General features: G+C 71.0%; 15 protein-coding genes. 12 read left to right on the forward strand and 3 right to left on the reverse strand.

The genetic code is table 11. The features are described 5' to 3' along the window. Nucleotides 1-3: 3 nt before the first annotated feature. Nucleotides 4-921: an SDR family NAD(P)-dependent oxidoreductase gene (locus AC1M14_RS07230; protein WP_102772770.1), complete on the reverse strand. Its 918-nt coding sequence runs from the start codon at nt 919-921 to the stop codon at nt 4-6. 315 nt (nt 922-1,236) lie between these two features. Here AC1M14_RS07230 and AC1M14_RS07235 point away from each other — a divergent pair, with 315 nt between their 5' ends. The 6 genes from AC1M14_RS07235 to AC1M14_RS07260 all read left to right on the forward strand — a co-directional run bounded on the left by AC1M14_RS07235 (nt 1,237) and on the right by AC1M14_RS07260 (nt 7,502). Next, complete coding sequence (locus tag AC1M14_RS07235) at nt 1,237-2,241, forward strand: LysR family transcriptional regulator (RefSeq protein WP_111827109.1); 1,005 nt, start codon at nt 1,237-1,239, stop codon at nt 2,239-2,241. 76 nt (nt 2,242-2,317) lie between these two features. Continuing rightward, nucleotides 2,318-3,301, forward strand: a complete 984-nt coding sequence (locus AC1M14_RS07240; protein WP_479731285.1) for a tripartite tricarboxylate transporter substrate binding protein — start codon at nt 2,318-2,320, stop codon at nt 3,299-3,301. Nucleotides 3,302-3,459: 158 nt separating this feature from the next. Further along, nucleotides 3,460-4,674 carry a CaiB/BaiF CoA transferase family protein gene (locus AC1M14_RS07245; protein WP_102772767.1) on the forward strand — a complete coding sequence of 405 codons (1,215 nt, stop codon included), beginning with the start codon at nt 3,460-3,462 and terminating at the stop codon, nt 4,672-4,674. Then, complete coding sequence (locus AC1M14_RS07250) at nt 4,667-5,452, forward strand: crotonase/enoyl-CoA hydratase family protein (protein WP_102772766.1); 786 nt, start codon at nt 4,667-4,669, stop codon at nt 5,450-5,452. The genes AC1M14_RS07245 and AC1M14_RS07250 overlap by 8 nt, the downstream gene beginning before the upstream one ends. A gap of 37 nt (nt 5,453-5,489) precedes the next feature. After that, entirely contained in the window at nt 5,490-6,473 is a 984-nt protein-coding gene (locus AC1M14_RS07255) for a Bug family tripartite tricarboxylate transporter substrate binding protein (RefSeq protein ID WP_111827111.1), read from the forward strand. A gap of 57 nt (nt 6,474-6,530) precedes the next feature. Beyond that, nucleotides 6,531-7,502, forward strand: coding sequence for a Bug family tripartite tricarboxylate transporter substrate binding protein (locus AC1M14_RS07260; protein WP_102772764.1), 972 nt, complete (start codon nt 6,531-6,533; stop codon nt 7,500-7,502). A gap of 10 nt (nt 7,503-7,512) precedes the next feature. Here the strand turns inward: AC1M14_RS07260 and AC1M14_RS07265 are convergent, their stop codons facing one another. Then, complete coding sequence (locus tag AC1M14_RS07265; RefSeq protein ID WP_348639093.1) at nt 7,513-8,430, reverse strand: LysR family transcriptional regulator; 918 nt, start codon at nt 8,428-8,430, stop codon at nt 7,513-7,515. A gap of 187 nt (nt 8,431-8,617) precedes the next feature. Between AC1M14_RS07265 and AC1M14_RS07270 the strand changes: the two genes are divergently transcribed. The 6 genes from AC1M14_RS07270 to AC1M14_RS07295 all read left to right on the forward strand — a co-directional run bounded on the left by AC1M14_RS07270 (nt 8,618) and on the right by AC1M14_RS07295 (nt 15,591). Next, a complete protein-coding gene (locus AC1M14_RS07270; RefSeq protein ID WP_479731286.1) occupies nt 8,618-9,772 on the forward strand; it encodes an acyl-CoA dehydrogenase family protein in 1,155 nt (384 codons plus the stop codon). A 29-nt stretch (nt 9,773-9,801) separates the two neighbouring features. Further along, nucleotides 9,802-10,839, forward strand: coding sequence for an acyl-CoA dehydrogenase family protein (locus AC1M14_RS07275; RefSeq protein WP_111827113.1), 1,038 nt, complete (start codon nt 9,802-9,804; stop codon nt 10,837-10,839). Between the two features lie 26 nt (nt 10,840-10,865). Further along, a complete protein-coding gene (locus AC1M14_RS07280; protein ID WP_479731287.1) occupies nt 10,866-12,059 on the forward strand; it encodes a thiolase family protein in 1,194 nt (397 codons plus the stop codon). 37 nt (nt 12,060-12,096) lie between these two features. Next, the gene (locus AC1M14_RS07285) at nt 12,097-13,230 is read left to right on the forward strand and encodes a CaiB/BaiF CoA transferase family protein (RefSeq protein WP_479731288.1); all 1,134 of its coding nucleotides are present in this window, start codon (nt 12,097-12,099) and stop codon (nt 13,228-13,230) included. Nucleotides 13,231-13,299: 69 nt separating this feature from the next. Next, nucleotides 13,300-14,529, forward strand: coding sequence for an MFS transporter (locus AC1M14_RS07290; RefSeq protein WP_479731289.1), 1,230 nt, complete (start codon nt 13,300-13,302; stop codon nt 14,527-14,529). 69 nt (nt 14,530-14,598) lie between these two features. Beyond that, nucleotides 14,599-15,591, forward strand: coding sequence for an SDR family oxidoreductase (locus AC1M14_RS07295; protein ID WP_479731290.1), 993 nt, complete (start codon nt 14,599-14,601; stop codon nt 15,589-15,591). 72 nt (nt 15,592-15,663) lie between these two features. Here AC1M14_RS07295 and AC1M14_RS07300 read toward each other — a convergent pair whose 3' ends face one another. Then, complete coding sequence (locus tag AC1M14_RS07300; RefSeq protein ID WP_479731291.1) at nt 15,664-17,097, reverse strand: MFS transporter; 1,434 nt, start codon at nt 17,095-17,097, stop codon at nt 15,664-15,666. Nucleotides 17,098-17,103: the final 6 nt, after the last annotated feature.

The raw sequence follows: 17,103 nt of genomic DNA on the forward strand, positions 1-17,103 counted from the left end.
GCCTCATACCGGAGTCCAGGCGAACGCCTCGCGCGCGCTTTCCAGCGGCACCAGGCTGGTCTGCATGGCGGGAATCGCATGCTCGGCGATGGCCTCCACCGTCCAGCCTTCGGAGCGATGCACGCTGCGCAGCGGACGCGGCTGGCTGAACAGCATGATTTCGTTCTTGCGCACGCCGAAGATCTGGCCGCTCACGTCCTTGGCAAGGTCCGACAGCAGGTAGACGACCATGGGCGCGATCTTGTCGGCGGTCATCTGCTTGAAGCGCTCCAGCCGCCGCTTCTGTTCTTCGGTCTCGTCGGGCAGGGTGCCGATCAGCCGGCTCCAGGCCCACGGCGACACGCAGTTCGAGCGCACGTTGCAGCGCGCCATCTCCAGCGCGATCGAGCGCGAGATGCCGACGATGCCCAGCTTGGCCGCCGAGTAATTGGCCTGGCCGATATTGCCCACCAGGCCGGCGGCCGAGGTCATGTGCACATAGGCGCCGGACTGCTGTTCGCGGAACATCGCGGCCGCCGCGCGGCTGACGTTGTAGGTGCCCTGCAGGTGCACGTCCAGCACCTGCTGCCAGTCGACGTGGCTCATCTTGTGGAACATGCGGTCGCGCAGGATGCCGGCGTTGTTGACCACGCCGTCGAGCCTGCCGAAGTTGTCGATGGCCGCCTGCACCATGCGCTGCGCGGCGTCCGGATCGGACACGCTTTCGCCGTTGGCCACGGCGCGTCCGCCCTGCTCGCGGATCGCCGCCACCACTTCGGCGGCCGGGTCGAGCGTGCCCTCGCCGTCGCCATTGGGGCTGCCGCCCAGATCGTTGACCACCACCGCGGCGCCCTGGCGCGCCGCCAGCAAGGCGATCTCCCGGCCCACGCCGCGACCGGCGCCGGTCACCAGCACGACTTTTCCTTCAAGTACTCCAGCCATTTTGTCTCCTCGGCAGGTTGAACCGTTCAAGCAGAAACGGGATGCGAGAACTGTAGGCACGGCATGGCGGCCGGGTAACCACGCGCAGCGGATGGCAGGTATGCAGGATCGGCAATGCTCGGCCCGCGCGGCCGTGCTGCGCGGCAGCAAGCGGGGATTGCGCAGCCCTGCGGGTTGACCCCGATCCGCCATAGCCGCGCGCCGCCATGGCCGCGCGCATGCCGCAACGCAGCAGGCGCGGCGCGCCGGATACGCCCTGATATGATCGGAAAAAAAACACGACGCAGGCTTTTCCGTCCGTACAGGAGACAGAAAGTGAAGCTGGTAGTCCGTGCAGCCGATGAGCTGAAGATCGAGAACGTGTCCGCTTTCGTGGCCACCGCGGAGTCGGGCAGCTTTTCGCAGGCGGCGGTGTTGCGGGGCTGCTCGCAGTCCATGCTCAGCCGCCGGGTGCTGGAGCTGGAGGAGCAACTGGGCGCGCGCCTGTTCAACCGCACCGGCCGCGGCGTGCTGCTGACCGAACTGGGCGTGGCCCTGCTGCCGGTGGCGCAGGAACTGCTGGACGGCGCCACCGGTTTCCTGGAACTGGCGGCCTCCACCAACGAGCAGCCCTCCGGCACCGTCGAGATCGCGCTGCCGCGCTGGGCCGCCGAAGGCCCGGTGTCGATGCTGGTCAACCGGATATCCACGCAGTACCCGCGCATCCATCTGGTCATACACGAAAGCTACAGCCGCGACGTGATGGACCGGCTGGCCGCCGGCAAGCTGGACATCGGCGTCTTCAACAGCGCCCACGCCGAGCCGCCCGGACAGGCGCGGCGCCTGTTCTCGTCCGACCTTGTGCTGCTGGGCCGGCGCGATTCTCCGCTGCTGCGCGCGCCCACCGTGCCGCTGGCCGCGCTGAACGGGCTGTCCATCGTGATGCCGCCTTCGCCCAATCCCGTCGAGGCGGTGGTGCGCGAACGCACCCGCGACATGCAGCTGGATCTCAGCGCCGAACTGGAGATCAACTCGGGCGCCATGATCCGCGAGGTGGTGCGCCGCTGCCACCGCTACGCCATCACGCAGGTGCATCGCATCGAAGACTATCTGGACGAGGGCGACCTCGCCATCTCGCGCATCGTCGAGCCGGCGCTGACGCTGCACACCTTCTGCGCCACCGGCGCCAAGCACCGCATCAACCGCGCCAGCCTGGCGGTCGAGCGCTGCCTGGTGACGGTGCTGGAAGAACACTTCGTGCGGCTGCAGCAGGCCGCGCAGCGGCGCGAGGCGCGCTGGGCCGCGGCCTGGCAGACGGCTGTTCAGACCATGCATAGCTGATCCCCGGTTCCGGCATGGCACGGCGGGATGCTTGTGGCTATCGTGACAGGCTCCAAGAACCCGAGGAGACCCAACCATGTCCGTTGCCAGAACCGCGTGGCGCGCCGCCGTGCTCGCCTGCCTCGCGCTGTTTGCTTCGACGCCCGCCGCCGCGGCCGAGGCGGACGCCTATCCGTCGCGTCCGGTCCGCTTCATCGTGCCGATCGGTCCCGGCAGCAGCGGCGACACCATGACGCGCACCTTCGCCGAATACCTGCGCAAGACCGCGGGCCAGGCCATCCTGGTCGAGAACCGGCCCGGCGCGGAACTGTCGCTGGGAACCCAGGTGGCGCTCAACGAGCCCGCCGACGGCTATACCGTGGTGCTGATCAGCCCCAGCGCCACGGTGATCAATCCGCTGTTCGTGAAAGACCTGCCGTATCGTCCGCAGGACCTGTATCCCGTGCTCAACGTGACCCGCCACGTCGCCGTGCTGGTGGCGTCGGCGGCTTCGCCGTACAAGACGCTGGGCGACGTGGTCGAGGCGGCCAGACGCGACAAGGGCGGTGTCAGCCTGGGCACCTACGGCAACACCTATCGCCTGGGCGCGCTGGACCTCGCCAGGCGGGCCGGGGTGGACTTCAACCAGGTGCCGTACAAGGGCGCGGCGCAGGCGGTGGCCGACGTGGTGGGCGGTTCGGTGGACCTGGCGCTGATAGACATCGCCGGGGCCGCGCCGCTGGTGGCCTCGGGCAAGATACGGGCGCTGGCGGTGGCCGGCGATCGGCGCCATCCATTGCTGCCGGACGTGGCCACCGTGCAGGAAGCCGGCTATCCGGGCTATTCGCTCTATGTGTTCATCGGTTTCGCGATCCGCGCCGGCACGCCGGCGCCCGTGGCGAGCAAGCTGGAGGACATGATGCTGCGGGTGATGGACGACCCGGCGCTGCGCGCGCAGCTGGCGCAGCAAAGCGGCGGCGAGGTGGTGGGCACGGGCAGCAAGGCCTTCGCCGAACTGATCCGCGCCGAGGGCGTGCGCTACGCCGATCTGGCGCGCCAGATCGGCGCCGTGCCGCGCTGAGCGCGCAGCCAATATCTTCGATGTATCGGCCGACCCAAATATAGTATTTCCGGCGTGTGTGGTTCTTCCCTAGGATGTCCGGCAAGGCATTCTGAAAAGGGAGGGGCCATGTGGGTAGCAGGGATGGGCCGGGCGCCAGGGCGCCGCGGGAGCGGCGTATGAACGGGCCGCTGCAAGGAGTCCGCATCCTCGACGTCACCGCGGTGCTGATGGGGCCTTACGCCACGCAGATACTGGGGGACCTGGGCGCGGACGTGATCAAGGTCGAGGCGCCGGGCGGCGACAGCGTGCGCGGCATCGGCCCGGCGCGCCACCGCGGCATGGGCGGGATTTTCCTGCACGCCAACCGCAGCAAGCGCAGCATCGTGCTGGACCTCAAGCGCCCGGCGGGCCGCGAGGCGCTGCTCAGGCTGGCGGCGACCTGCGACGTGCTGATCTACAACGTGCGGCCGCAGGCCATGGCGCGCCTCGGGCTGTCGTACGAAGCGGTGGCGCGCGCCAATCCCGCCATCCTGTACGTGGGCGTCTACGGCTACGACCAGCGCGGCCCGTACGCGGCGCGCGGCGCCTACGACGATTTGATCCAGGGCGCGGTGGGCATACCCGCGCTGTCGGTGCAGGCCGGCAGCGAAACGCCGCGCTACGCGCCCAGCGCCATCGCCGACCGCATCGTCGGCATCAGCGCGGCCAACGCGGTAAGCGCCGGGCTCTACCATCGCGCGCGCACCGGGCGCGGCCAGGCCATCGACGTGCCCATGTTCGAAACCATGGCGCAGCTGATCCTGGGCGACCACATGGCGGGCCATTCCTTCGAGCCGCCGCTGGGGCCGCCAGGCTATCCGCGGATACTGAACGCCGAACGCCGGCCCTACGCCACGCTGGACGGCCACATCTGCGTGCTGCTGTACGCCGACAAGCAGTGGGCGGCCTTCTTCGAGCTGATCGGCCAGCCGGGCCGCATGGAGACCGATCCGCGGCTGCGCGACATCGGCGCTCGCACCCAGCACATCCACGAACTCTACCGGCTGGTGGCGGACGCGATCGCCACCCGCAGCACCGCGGACTGGCTGGCGGCGTTCGAGGCCGCGGACATTCCGGCCATGCCCATGCACAGCGTGGAGTCGCTGCTGCGCGATCCGCAGCTGGAGGCGATCGGCTTCTTCAACACGGTCGACCATCCCAGCGAGGGCAAGCTGCGCATGATGGCGGTGCCCTCGCGCTGGTCCGGCACGCCGCCCGATCCGTCGCGGCCGGCGCCGCGGCTGGGCGAGCACAGCGTGGAAGTGCTGAAGGAGGCGGGCTACCGGGACGAAGACATAGACGCGCTGCTGCGCGACGGCGTGACCGTGGAGGCGGGAGCGGAACATGAGTGATTTCCTGAAACGCGAACGGCACGGCGCGGTGCTGCTGCTGACCATGGACCGGCAGGCCACGCGCAACGCGCTGTCCGACGCCGACGCGGTGGACGCGCTGGTGGACGTGTGCGCCGAGGTCAACGCCGACATGTCGGTGCGCGCCGTGGTGCTTACCGGATCGCACGGCGTGTTTTCCTCGGGCGGCAATCTCAAGACCCTGGACGCCACGGTCGGCGCCGGCCTGGGCGAGCCGGTGCGCAGCCGCCAGGCCTACCGCGACGGCATACAGCGCGTGCCGCTGGCGCTGTGCAACCTGGAAGTGCCGACCATCGCGGCGGTCAACGGGCCGGCCATCGGCGCCGGCTGCGACCTGGCCTGCATGTGCGATATCCGCCTGGCCGCGGAGCAGGCGCGCTTCGCCGAGAGCTTCGTCAAGCTCGGCCTGACGCCGGGCGACGGCGGGGCGTGGCTGCTGCCGCGCGCCGTCGGCATGTCGCGCGCCTGCGAAATGGCCTTCACCGGCCGCAGCGTCGACGCCGCGCAGGCTTTGCAGATGGGGCTGGTGTCGCAAGTGCTGGCCGGGGAAGCGCTGCTGCCGGCCGCGATGGCGCTGGCGCAGGAGATCGCGCAGCACTCGGGCCACGCGCTGCGGCTGACCAAGCGCCTGTTGCGCGAGGGGCAGCACACGCGGCTGGATACGTTGCTGGAATTGTCGGCCGGCTTCCAGGCGCTGGCCCACCATACGCAGGAGCATGCGCGCGCGTTGGACGGATACCTGGACAAGGCGCGCGCCTGAAGCCGATGACGACAACCAGGAGACAAGGAGAAAACCGATGCACACGAGGAGAAGAAGACTGCTGGCGGCCATGGGCGCGCTGGCCGGCCTGCCGCTGGCGCGCGCCGTCCGCGCCGCCGATTCGTCCTGGCCGGCGCAGCCGCTGCGCCTGATCCTGCCTTACGCCGCGGGCGGACCGACCGACGTGCTGGCCCGGGCGGTCGCGCAGCATGTGGCGCGCCAGCTCGGCCAGCCCGTGATCGTGGAGAACAAGACCGGGGCCAGCGGCAATATCGCCGGCGAAAGCGTGGCGCGCGCCAGGCCCGACGGCTACACCTTGCTGTACCACTCGTCCGGCCTGGCGATCAGCCCGGCGCTGTACCGCCAGCTGCCCTACGATCCGCTGCGCGATTTCGCGCCCGTAGGGCTGACGGCCTCGATCCCCCTGGTGCTGATGACGACGCGGGATCTGCCTGCGGCGAATACGGCCGAGTTCATCGCCTACCTCAAGGCCAGGCCGGATGCACTCAGCTATGGCACGGGCGGGGTCGGCAACATCACCCATCTGAGCGTGGCGCTGTTCCTGCACGCCACCGGCACGCGCGCCGTCGGGATTCCGTTCAAGGGTACCAATCCGGCCATGGTGGCGATGCTGGGCGGGCAGGTGCAGTTCATGGTGGACGCGATAAGCTCGGCGCTGCCCTATATCCGCGACGGCCGCGTCAAGGCGCTGGCCGTGACCGGCGCGCAGCGCTCGGCGGCGCTGCCGCAAGTGCCGACGCTGCGGGAAGCGGGCCTGAAGGACCTGACCATGAACACCTGGCAGGGCGTGCTGGCGCCGGCCGCCACGCCGCAGCCCGCGATCCTGCGCCTGAACCAGGCGCTGGCCGAGGCCGTGCGCGACCCCGCCATCGCCGGCCCGTTCACGGCCCAGGGCGTGGACCTGCGCAGTTCCTCGCCGGCCGAGTTCCAGGCGTATCTGGGGCAGGAGGTGCGGCGCTGGGGCGACGCGGTCAGAATGGCGGGCATACAGCCCGAATGAATATGTCGGCCCGGCGCGCGCCGGGTTCGCCAATAGAACAGCCTTGCGGAGACAAGCATGAACATCAGGACCCTGGCCATTTCGGGATTGCTCGGCGCCGCGCTGGCGCTGGGCGGCAACGCCCGCGCCGCAGCCGATTACCCCTCGCATCCGGTGAAGATCGTCGTCTCGCTGCCGCCGGGCAGCGGCGCCGACACCACCGCGCGCTTCCTGTCCAAGCATCTGGCCGACAAGTTCGGCCAGCCCTTCATCGTCGAGAACCGGCCGGGCGCCAACAGTTTCATCGCCGCCCAGGCGGTGGCGGGCGCGGCTCCCGACGGCTACACCATGTTCGTGGCCAGCAACTCGCCCATGACCACCAACGCGGCCGTATTCAAGAGCCTGCCGTACGACGCGATCAAGGACTTCTCGCCGGTGGCGCCGATCGCGCGCTTTCCGATGGTGCTGGTGGTGCCGGCCAATTCGCCGTACCGCAGCGTGGCCGAACTGGTGGCCGCCGCCAGGAAGGCGCCGGGGCAGCTCAACTTCGCCAGCGGCACCGCCACCTATCAGGTGGTGCTGGAACTTTTCCACGAGCAGAACGGCATCAAGGCCACGCACGTGCCGTACAAGGGCACCTCCGCCGCGCTGGCCGACCTGGCCGGCGGCGTGGTGCAGTACAGCCTTGCCGACGTCAGCGCGGCCCTGCCGCTGATCCGCGGCGGCAAGCTCAGGCCGCTGGCCGTGACCAGCGCGCAGCGCATCAAGGACCTGCCCGACGTGCCCACCATGCAGGAGGCCGGCACCAAGGGCTACGAAGCCTACGCCTGGACGGCCGTGTTCTTTCCCGCCAAGGTCGATCCCGCCATCGTGGCGCGCATGTCCGAGGCGGTCCAGGCGCTGGTGCGCAGCGACGCGGGCCGGGCCTTCATGGCCGGCCTGGGCGGCGAGTCGTTCGTCGGCGGCCCCGAGACGCTGGCGAGCTTCCAGAAGGAAGAACTCGAATCCATGCGGCGCATCGCCAAGCTGGCCAACATCCAGCAGGAATAGCCGGACCGGCTCAGGCCGCCGCCGCGGCGGGCGGCCCGGCACGCATCAGCCGGCAGGCCATGTCCACGAAATTGGCGCTGGTCGCGGTGGCGTTGTCCGGGTGCACGGCCAGCGCGATGCCCACCTTGATGGTGTCGGCCAGTTGCGAAACCGGCACCAGCCGCACCTTGCTGCCGGCCTGGCGGCGGGCCACCGCCGGCACGATGGCCACGCCCAGCCCGCTTTCCACCAGGCTCAGTATGGTCTGCACCTGGATCGCCTCCTGGGCGATGCGCGGCACCACGCCGGCCTGCTGGAACGCATACATGACCAGCGCGTGCATGCCGGGCACGTGCGTGCGCGAATAGCCGATGAAGGGCTCGTCGGCCAGGTCGCGCAGCGCCACGTCCTCGCTGGCGGCATGGCGGCTGTCGGCCGGCACGGCCAGCATCAGATGGTCCGGCTGCAAGAGCGTGATGCGGGCCGCGGTGGGTTCGAGCACCGGAAAGCGCACCAGCGCCACGTCCAGCGTGTGCGCGTCCAGCCGGCGCAGCAGATCGATGGTGGTGGACTCCTCGATGATCAGGTCCACGCGCGGGAATTCCTTGCGGAACGCCGACAGCAGCTGCGGCATCAGCGAATAGGTGGACGAGCCGACGAAGCCCACCTTGAGCACGCCCTGTTCGCCGCTCGCGCCTTCCTTGGCCGCGCGCCGGATCTCCTCGGCGTAGTAGAGCGTGGTGCGCGCGTAGCGCAGCACGACCTCGGCGGCCGGCGTGGGCCGCAGGCCGGCCGGCAGCCTTTCGAACAATTGCACGCCGAGTTCCTGCTCCAGCTTCTTGATGGCGGTCGACAGCGGCGGCTGCGCCATGTGCAGGCGCTCGGCGGCGCGATGGAAATTGAGGGTCTCGGACAGGACCAGCAACTGCTTGAGCTGGCGTAGCTCCACGGGCGTCTCCTGATGCGCCGGGCTCGCGATATTTATGATGTATTGCCCGGTCCACATCTAATATTAGACCGGGATGCAGGCCCCGTGTAGATTGCCATGAAGCCCGCGCGCAGCGGGCTTGCACGGCACTTTACGATCACGGTAATGCGCGCGCCGGCGCCGTGCGGCGCGCGCTGCGGGGACCACATTGGGCGCTATCGACGAAGCACTGCAACTGGCCGCGATACCCGCGCAGGACGAGGCCCTGCGCGCCAGCGTGCGCGCCTTCCTGCGCGAGGCGCTGCACGACATGCCGGCCGACCGCCGCGCGCGCTCGTGGATGGGCTACGACGCCGAGTTCAGCCGCGCGCTGGCGCGCCAGGGCTGGCTGGGCCTGACGCTGCCGGCCGCATACGGCGGCGGCGAACGCAGCAACTACGCGCGCTTCGTGCTGAGCGAGGAACTGCTGGCGGCCGGCGCGCCGGTATCGGCGCACTGGATCGCCGACCGCCAGACGGCGCCGCTGATCCTGCGCTACGGCTCGCAGGCGCAGCGCGATTTCTATCTGCCGCGCATCATCCGGGGCGAAGCCTTTTTCGCCATCGGCATGAGCGAACCCGACACCGGCTCGGACCTGGCCAGCGTGCGCACCCGCGCCACGCCGCAGGACGGCGGCTGGCTGCTGAACGGGCGCAAGATCTGGACCACCAACGCCCATCGCTCGCACTACATGTGCGCGCTGGTGCGCACCTCGGGCGCGCCCGAAGACCGCCATCGCGGGCTGTCGCAGATGATCTTCGACCTGACGCTGCCCGGCATCGAGATCCGCCCGATCCGCGACATCACCGGCGACACGCATTTCTGCGAAGTCCTGTTCGACAACGTGCGCCTGCCGGCCGATGCGCTGGTGGGCGAGGAAGGCAGCGGCTGGGCGCAGGTCACGGCGGAACTGGCGCTGGAGCGCAGCGGCCCCGAACGCATTTACTCCAGCATGGTGCTGATAGACGGCTGGCTCGCCCACCTGCGCGCGAACGGCGCGCCCGAGCCCGCGCAGGTGCGCCTGGCGGGCCGCCTGGCCGCCAACCTGGCGGTGCTGCGCGCCATGTCGCTGGCCGTGACGCGGCGCCTGAACGAAGGCGCCGACGCCAGCCTGGCGGCGGTGCTGGTCAAGGACCTGGGCACCGGCTTCGAGCAGGCCGTACCCGAATGGATAGGGCAGGCCCTGCGCGCCGGTCCGGCGCCGGACGAGGTGCTGGCGCGCACGCTGGCCTACCTGACGCTCATCAACCCGACGTTTTCGCTGCGCGGCGGCACCCGTCACATCCTGCGCGGCATCATCGCGCGCGAACTCGGCCTGCGCTAGCGCGCCGCCCCGGACCCTGAGGACATGGCATGCCGCAATCCCTCCAGCAAGACCTGTATGACGAATTCTCGCGCGCACTGGCCGGGCTGTGCCCGCTGGAGCGCGTGCGCGAGATCGAGGCCGCAGCCGACGCGGCAGACCCGCAAGGCGTGGCCGCGCGCACCTGGCGCGAGATCGACGCGCTCGGCTACGTGGACGCGCTGACGCCGGCCGACCTGGGCGGGGCGGGGCTGTCGCTGGCCGACGCCGAGGGCCTGTGGCGGGCGGCGGGCGCGGCGGCGCTGCCGTATCCGCTGTCCGACACCATGCTGGCGCGCGCCCTGTTGCGCAGCGCCGGCCAGCGCGTGCCCGAAGGGCCGATCGCGCTGGCCCGGGCGCTGCCCGGTCCCAGCGGCCTGCGCTGCGCCCAGACGCCGGGCGCCGGGCTGGCGCGCAGCGTGCTGGTGCAGCGCGACGGCGGACTGCTGCTGGTGGCCGCGCCGGCGGTGTCCGCGCCCGGACTGTTTCGTCCGCGGGCCAGCGCCGCGCCCGCCTGGAGCGAGTCGCCGGCCGTCCTGGGCCGCGTGGCCTTGCCGGACGAGGCGGTGCAGGCCTGGCGCAACGCCGCCGACGCGGCCGGCATCGCCGGCGCGCTGCGGGCGGTGCTGGACCGCTGCGTCGCCTTCGTGGGCGAGCGCCAGCAGTTCGGCCGGCCTTTGGGACGCTTCCAGGCCATCCAGCAGGAAATCAGCGTGCTGGCCGAACAGGCGGCCGCGGCCGCCATGGCGGCGCGCATGGCCTGCGCCAGCGGCGCCATGCTGCCTGACGCCGCGCTCGCGGCCAGCGCCCGGCTGCGGGCATGCGAAGCGATTCCCGTCGCCTGCGCCATCGCCCACGCCGTGCATGGCGCCATCGGCATCACCGAAGAGCTCGCGCTGGGGCTCTACACCACCCGCTTGCACGAATGGCGCGCCGCCGGCATGAGCGAAGACGATTGCGCCGAGCTGGTCGGCCGCCGGCTGATGGCCAGCGACAGCCGGACCCTGCTGGAATTCGTGCGCGGCATGATGGCCGCGATCGCCGCCTGATTCTTTCAACACCGAGGTTCCCATCCATGTCCCATCCCAATCCCGTCGTCATCGTCGCCGCGCAGCGCACTCCCATCGGCGCATTCCAGGGCGCGCTGTCGCACTACACCGCGCCCCAGCTCGGCGCCCATGCGCTGGCCGCCGCGATGCGCCAGGCCGGGCTGGCCGCGGATGCGGCCCAGGAGGCGCTGATGGGCTGCTGCCTGTTCGCCGGCCTGGGCCAGGCGCCGGCGCGCCAGGCGGTGCTGGGCGCGGGGCTGCCGACCACCGTGCAGGCCACCACGCTCAGCAAGATGTGCGGCTCGGGGATGAAGGCCGTGACGCTGGCCCATGACATGCTTTGCGCCGGTTCGGCCGAGCTGGTGCTGGCCGGCGGCATGGAATCGATGAGCAACGCGCCGCACCTGATACCGCGCGCGCGCCAGGGATACCGCCTGGGCGACGGGCAACTGCTGGACCACATGTACCGCGACGGCCTGCAAGACGCCTACGAAGGCCACCTGATGGGCTATTACGCCGACCTGGCCGCGCGCGAGCACGGCTTCACCCGCGCCGAGCAGGACGCCTATGCCGAGCGCAGCGTGCTGCGCGCCCAGCACAGCGTCGCGCATGGCGCGTTCGCCGCCGAGATCGCGCCGATGGCGGCGCGCCCGCGCCGCGGGGCGCCGCAGGGCGAACCGGTGGCCGAGGACGAAACCCCGGGCCAGTGCGACGTGTCGCGGCTGGCCAGCCTCAAGCCCGTGTTCACCGCCGACGGCACGGTCACGGCCGGCAACGCCTCGTCCATATCGGACGGCGCGGCCGCGCTGGTGCTGACCCGCCAGAGCCACGCGCAGACCCTGGGCCTCGCGCCGCGCGCGCGCATCGTCGGCCATGCGGCGGCGGCCTTGCCGCCGGGGCAGTTTCCGGCGGCGCCGGTGCACGCGATCTCGCGTCTGCTCGACCGCGTCGGCTGGAGCCGCGACTCGGTCGACCTGTACGAAATCAACGAGGCCTTCGCCGTGGTCACGCTGATCGCGCTGCGCGAACTGGGCCTGGCGGCCGAACGCGTCAACGTCGAAGGCGGCGCCTGCGCGCTGGGCCATCCGGTGGGCGCGACCGGCGCGCGCATCATCGTCACGCTGCTGCATTCGCTGCAGCGGCGCGGACTGCGCCGCGGCGTGGCCTGCCTGTGCCTGGGCGGCGGCGAGGCCACGGCCATCGCCATCGAAACGCTTTGATCCGGCGGCGCGCCGCCATCGCAACGGAGACGCACACATGGGACCTCTGGCTGGAATCCGCATCATCGAACTGGCCGGGATCGGCCCCGGGCCCATGGCGGCCATGCTGCTGGCCGACATGGGCGCCACCGTGCTGCGGATCGAGCGCAAGGAGCCGGCCGACCTGGGCGTGAAGCGCGAGCTCAAGTACAACCTGCTGTTGCGCAACCGGCGCGCCATCGCGCTGGACCTGAAAGACCCGCGCGCCGTCGCGCTGGTGCTGCGGCTGCTGCGCAAGGCCGACGCGCTGATCGAGGGATTCCGGCCCGGCGTGACCGAACGCCTGGGCCTGGGGCCGCAGGCCTGCCTGGCCGAGAATCCCCGGCTGGTCTATGGCCGCATCACCGGCTGGGGCCAGGACGGGCCGCTGGCGCAGGTGGCCGGGCACGACATCAACTACATCGCCGTCACCGGCGTGCTCGACGCCATCGGCCGCGCCGGCCAGCCGCCCACGCCGCCGCTGGCGCTGGTGGGCGATTTCGGCGGCGGCGGCCCGTACCTGGCGCTGGGCGTCCTGGCCGCCATCATCGAGGCGCGCCAGTCCGGGCAGGGGCAGGTGGTGGACGCCGCCGTGATGGACGGCGCGGCCTCGATGGCCACCGCGTTCTTCGGCCTGGCCGCGTCCGGCGCGTGGCGGCCCGAGCGCGGCGCCAACATCCTGGATTCCGGCGCGCCGTTCTACGACGTCTACCAGTGCGCCGACGGCCTGTGGCTGTCGGTCGGCCCGATAGAAAAGCGCTTTCACGAACTGCTGCTGCGCGAGCTGGGCCTGGACGACGAGGCGGCCCGCGAACTTGGCGACCACCAGGACCGGGACACCTGGCCGCGCCTGCGCGCGGTGCTGCGCGAGGCGTTCGCCCAACGCGACCGCGACGACTGGTGCGCCCGGCTGGCGCTGCTGGATGTCTGCGTGGCGCCGGTGCAGACGCTGCGCGACGCGGCGCAGCACCCGCAGGTGCGGGCGCGCGGCACGCTGGTGGAGATCGACGGCATCACGCAGCCGGCGCCGGCGCCGCGCTTCAGCAGGACGCCCAGCGCCCGGCCCACCGCGCCGCAGCCCCCGGACCCGGCGGCCTTGAAGGACTGGCTGGATGCCGAAGAACTGGAGGCGTTCGGCATCCCCGGAAACTGAGGGGCGCGAGGCAGCGGTTATCGTATGGCGTTATAACGTACGATTATTTGCATATAACCGAGGAAGATTTTGTCCGCCGCCGCAGCCGTCGCTCCCAGCAGCACCTCCTATGAACTCTCGCCGCGCGAGCAGCGCGGCAACATCGCAAGACTGACCGTCGCCCAGGCGCTGGCCGGCGCGAACTCCGTCGTGGTCTACGCCACCGGGGCCATCGTCGGCGACATGCTGGCGCCGGACAAGTCGCTGGCCACCTTGCCGATTTCCGTTTTCGTGGTGGGCATGGCGGCCTGCATCATGCCCGCCGGCGCCATCGCGCGGCGTCACGGCCGGCGGGCCGCGTTCCTGGCCGGCACCGGCTGCGGGATGCTGGTGGGCCTGCTGGCGGCCGCGGCCATCGTGCTGAGTTCGTTCTGGCTGTTCTGCCTGGCGACTTTCTTCGGCGGCGCGTACGCCGCCGTGGTGCTGTCGTTCCGCTTCGCGGCGGCCGACGGCGTCTCGCCCGCGCTGCGGCCGCGCGCGCTGTCCTTCGTGATGGGCGGCGGCGTGGTGGCGGGCGTGGTGGGGCCGCAGCTGGTCACCCACACCATGTACCTGTGGCAGCCGCATATGTTCGCCGCCACCTTCCTGGTGCAGGCCGCGGTCGCGGCGCTGTCGGCGCTGGTGCTGCTGGGCGTGCGGCTGCCGACGCCGAGCGCGGCGGAAGTGGCGCAGGGACGGCCGCTGTCGGTCATCGCGCGCCAGCCGCTCTTCATCACGGCCGTGATCTGCGGCGCGGTGTCCTACATGCTGATGAACTTCCTCATGACGGCTGCCCCGCTGGCCATGCACCTGTGCGGCCACAGCCAGGAGAACGCCAACCTCGGCCTGCAATGGCACGTCATCGCGATGTACGCGCCCAGCTTCTTCACCGGCCGGCTGATCGTGCGCTTCGGCGCCGGGCGCGTGGTGGCGGCGGGCCTGCTGCTGACCGGGCTGGCCGCGGCCGCCGGCCTGAACGGCATCGACGTGGCCCACTTCTGGCTCACGCTGATCCTGCTGGGGGTGGGCTGGAACTTCGGCTTCGTGGGCGCGTCCGCGCTGGTGTTGGAATGCCATCGCCCGGAAGAAAAGACGCGGGTGCAGTCGCTCAACGATTTCGTGGTGTTCGGCACCATGGCGCTGGGCTCGTTCGCCTCGGGCGGGCTGCTGGCCGCGTACGACTGGGACACGGTGCTGTGGGTGTCGTTCGCGCCGCTGGCGCTTGCGGTCGTGGTGCTGGGCGCGGCGGCGCGGCGCATCGGCCGCCGCGACCGGGCCTGAGCCGCGCGGGAATGTGGCTTGCTGGCCTCCGGATCTTACGCAATCGAGCGTTGGAACCAGGAGGCTTCAATGAAACCGAATCTGAAACCGTTGCGCGACCAGGTCATCGTCATCACGGGCGCCGGCAGCGGCATCGGCGCCGCTACCGCGCGCATGGCAGCGAGCCGGGGCGCCAAAGTGGTGCTGGCCGGACGCCAGGAAGAGGCGCTGCAGCAGGTGGCCCAAGAAATCGGGCAGGATGGCGGAACCGCCATATGCGTGGCCGCGGACGTGGGCGTGCAGGACGATCACGAGCGTATTCTGGCCCAGGCCGTGGAACGCTTCGGCCGTGTCGATACCTGGGTGAACAATGCCGGGGTGTCGATCTACGGAACCCTGGAGGAAGTGCCCATCGAGGACCAGCGCAAGCTGTTCGAGACCGACTACTGGGGCGTGGTGTACGGCTCCTTGACGGCGGTGCGGCACATGAAATCGTCCGGCGGCGCGATCATCAACGTGGGCAGCGAAGTGTCCGATCGCGCCGTGCCCCTGCAAGGCGCCTATTCGGCGGCCAAGCACGCGGTCAAGGGATATACCGACGCGCTGCGGATGGAACTGAGGCAGCAGGGCGCGCCGATTTCGGTCACCCTGATCAAGCCGGCTTCGATCTCGACCGGTTTTACCGTCCATGCCCGCAACTATATGGACGCGCAGCCCGACCTTCCGCCGCCCGTATACGCGCCGGAGATGGTCGCCGAAGCCATCCTGCACGCGGCCTGCCATCCGGTGCGCGACCTGTACGTGGGCAGCGCTTCCCGCGCCATCGGGGCGCTGGGCCAGAACATGCCGGGGCTGGCCGACCGCATGGCCGGGTGGCTGTTCCGGCGCCAGCGCGGCCCGGCCCGCACGCAACAGGGCACGGACTCGCTTTACGAGGCGGGCGGCGAGCATCCGGCGGTGCAGCGGACCGGGCGCAGGCATAGCGTCTATACCCATGTGGCGATGCACCAGCGCGCCACGCTGCTGACGACGGTGGCGCTGGCCGGCGGCGCGGCGCTGTGGCTGGCGCGCGGCCGGCGTTGAGGCGCGGACGGCGCTCAGGCGGGCTTGAACACCATAAGAAGCCAGAAGATGGCGAGAAAGGCCGCCAGCGCCTTACCGTCCGTCCGCGTTGAGCGGCGGCGCCACCGCTTCCAAGGCGCGCCGCTCGGCGTTGACCGGCAGGCGCAGCGCCACCAGGCCCGCGCCGGCCATGAGCGCGGCGGCCAGCGCATAGCCCAGCGCCAGCCCGTCGCGCTGGCCGCTGTCTATCAGCCAGCCATACAGCGCCGGGCCGGCGAAGCCGCCGATGCCGGTGCCGGCCGCGTAGAACAGCGCGATGGCCACCCCGCGCATCTCGATCGGAAACACTTCGCTGACCGTCAGATAGGCCGAGCTGGCGGCCGCCGAGGCCACGAAGAATATGGCGGACCAGCACAGGGTCTGCGTGCGCGCGTCCAGCCAGCCGGCCTGGAACGCCGCGGCCGTCAGCGCCAGCCCGATGCCGGCCGACAGATAGGTCGCGCAGATCATCTTGCGCCGTCCCACCAGGTCGAACAGCGGCCCCAGCAGCCAGGGCCCCAGCACGTTGCCGAGCGCGAAGGGCAGGATGTACCAGCCCGCTTCTGCGTCCGGCACGCCGTAGAAGCGCGTCAGCACCAGGGCGTAGGTGAAGAAGATGGCGTTGTAGAAAAACGCCTGCGACAGCATCAGCGCCAGGCAGACGCCGCTGCGCGCCGGGTAGGTACGCACCAGCACGTGGGCCACCTCGCGCAAGCCCGGCGTTCGCGCGCTGCGGTAGGCGATGCGCCCGGCGGCGGCGGGCGGCAGGCTGCGGCGTTCGCGCCGCACCTGCGCCTCGATGTCCTGCACGATGCGCTCGGCCTGCGCCGCGCGGCCTCGCGCCAGCAGCCAGCGCGGGCTTTCCGGCACGTCGCGGCGCACCCGCAGGATCACCAGGGCCAGGATGGCGCCGGCCCCGAACGCCAGCCGCCAGCCCAGGTCGGGCGGCAGCAGCCGCTCGTCCAGTAACGGCAGGCTCAGCCCCGCGCCCAGCGCGGCGCCCAGCCAGAAGCAGCCGTTGACCGCGAGATTGACGCGGCCGCGCACGCGCGCCGGCACCAGTTCATCGATGGCGGAATTGATGGCCGCGTACTCGCCGCCGATGCCCAGGCCGGTGGCCCATCGGCAGGCCGCGAAGTAAATGAAGTTGGGCGAGAAGGCCGTCGCCAGCGTGGCCGTCATGTAGATGGCCAGCGTCGCGAGGAACAGGCGCTTGCGTCCCAGGCGGTCCGCCGTGCGCCCGAACAGCAGCGCGCCGAGCACGGCGCCGGCGATGTAGAGCGAACCGGCCGCGCCGATCTGCGCGGCGGTGAGGCCCAGCGTGCCGGGCCGCGTCAGCACGGCCCCCAGCGAGCCGGCCAGCGTGACCTCCAGGCCGTCGAACACCCAGGCCGCGCCGAGCGCGCCGACCATGCGCCAGTGCCAGCGCGACCACGGCAGGCGGTCGAGCCGCGCGGGTATGTCGCTGCCGGGGTCGGCGCACGGCATGGTCTG

It is taken from the genome of Achromobacter sp. SX5 (assembly GCF_056711425.1).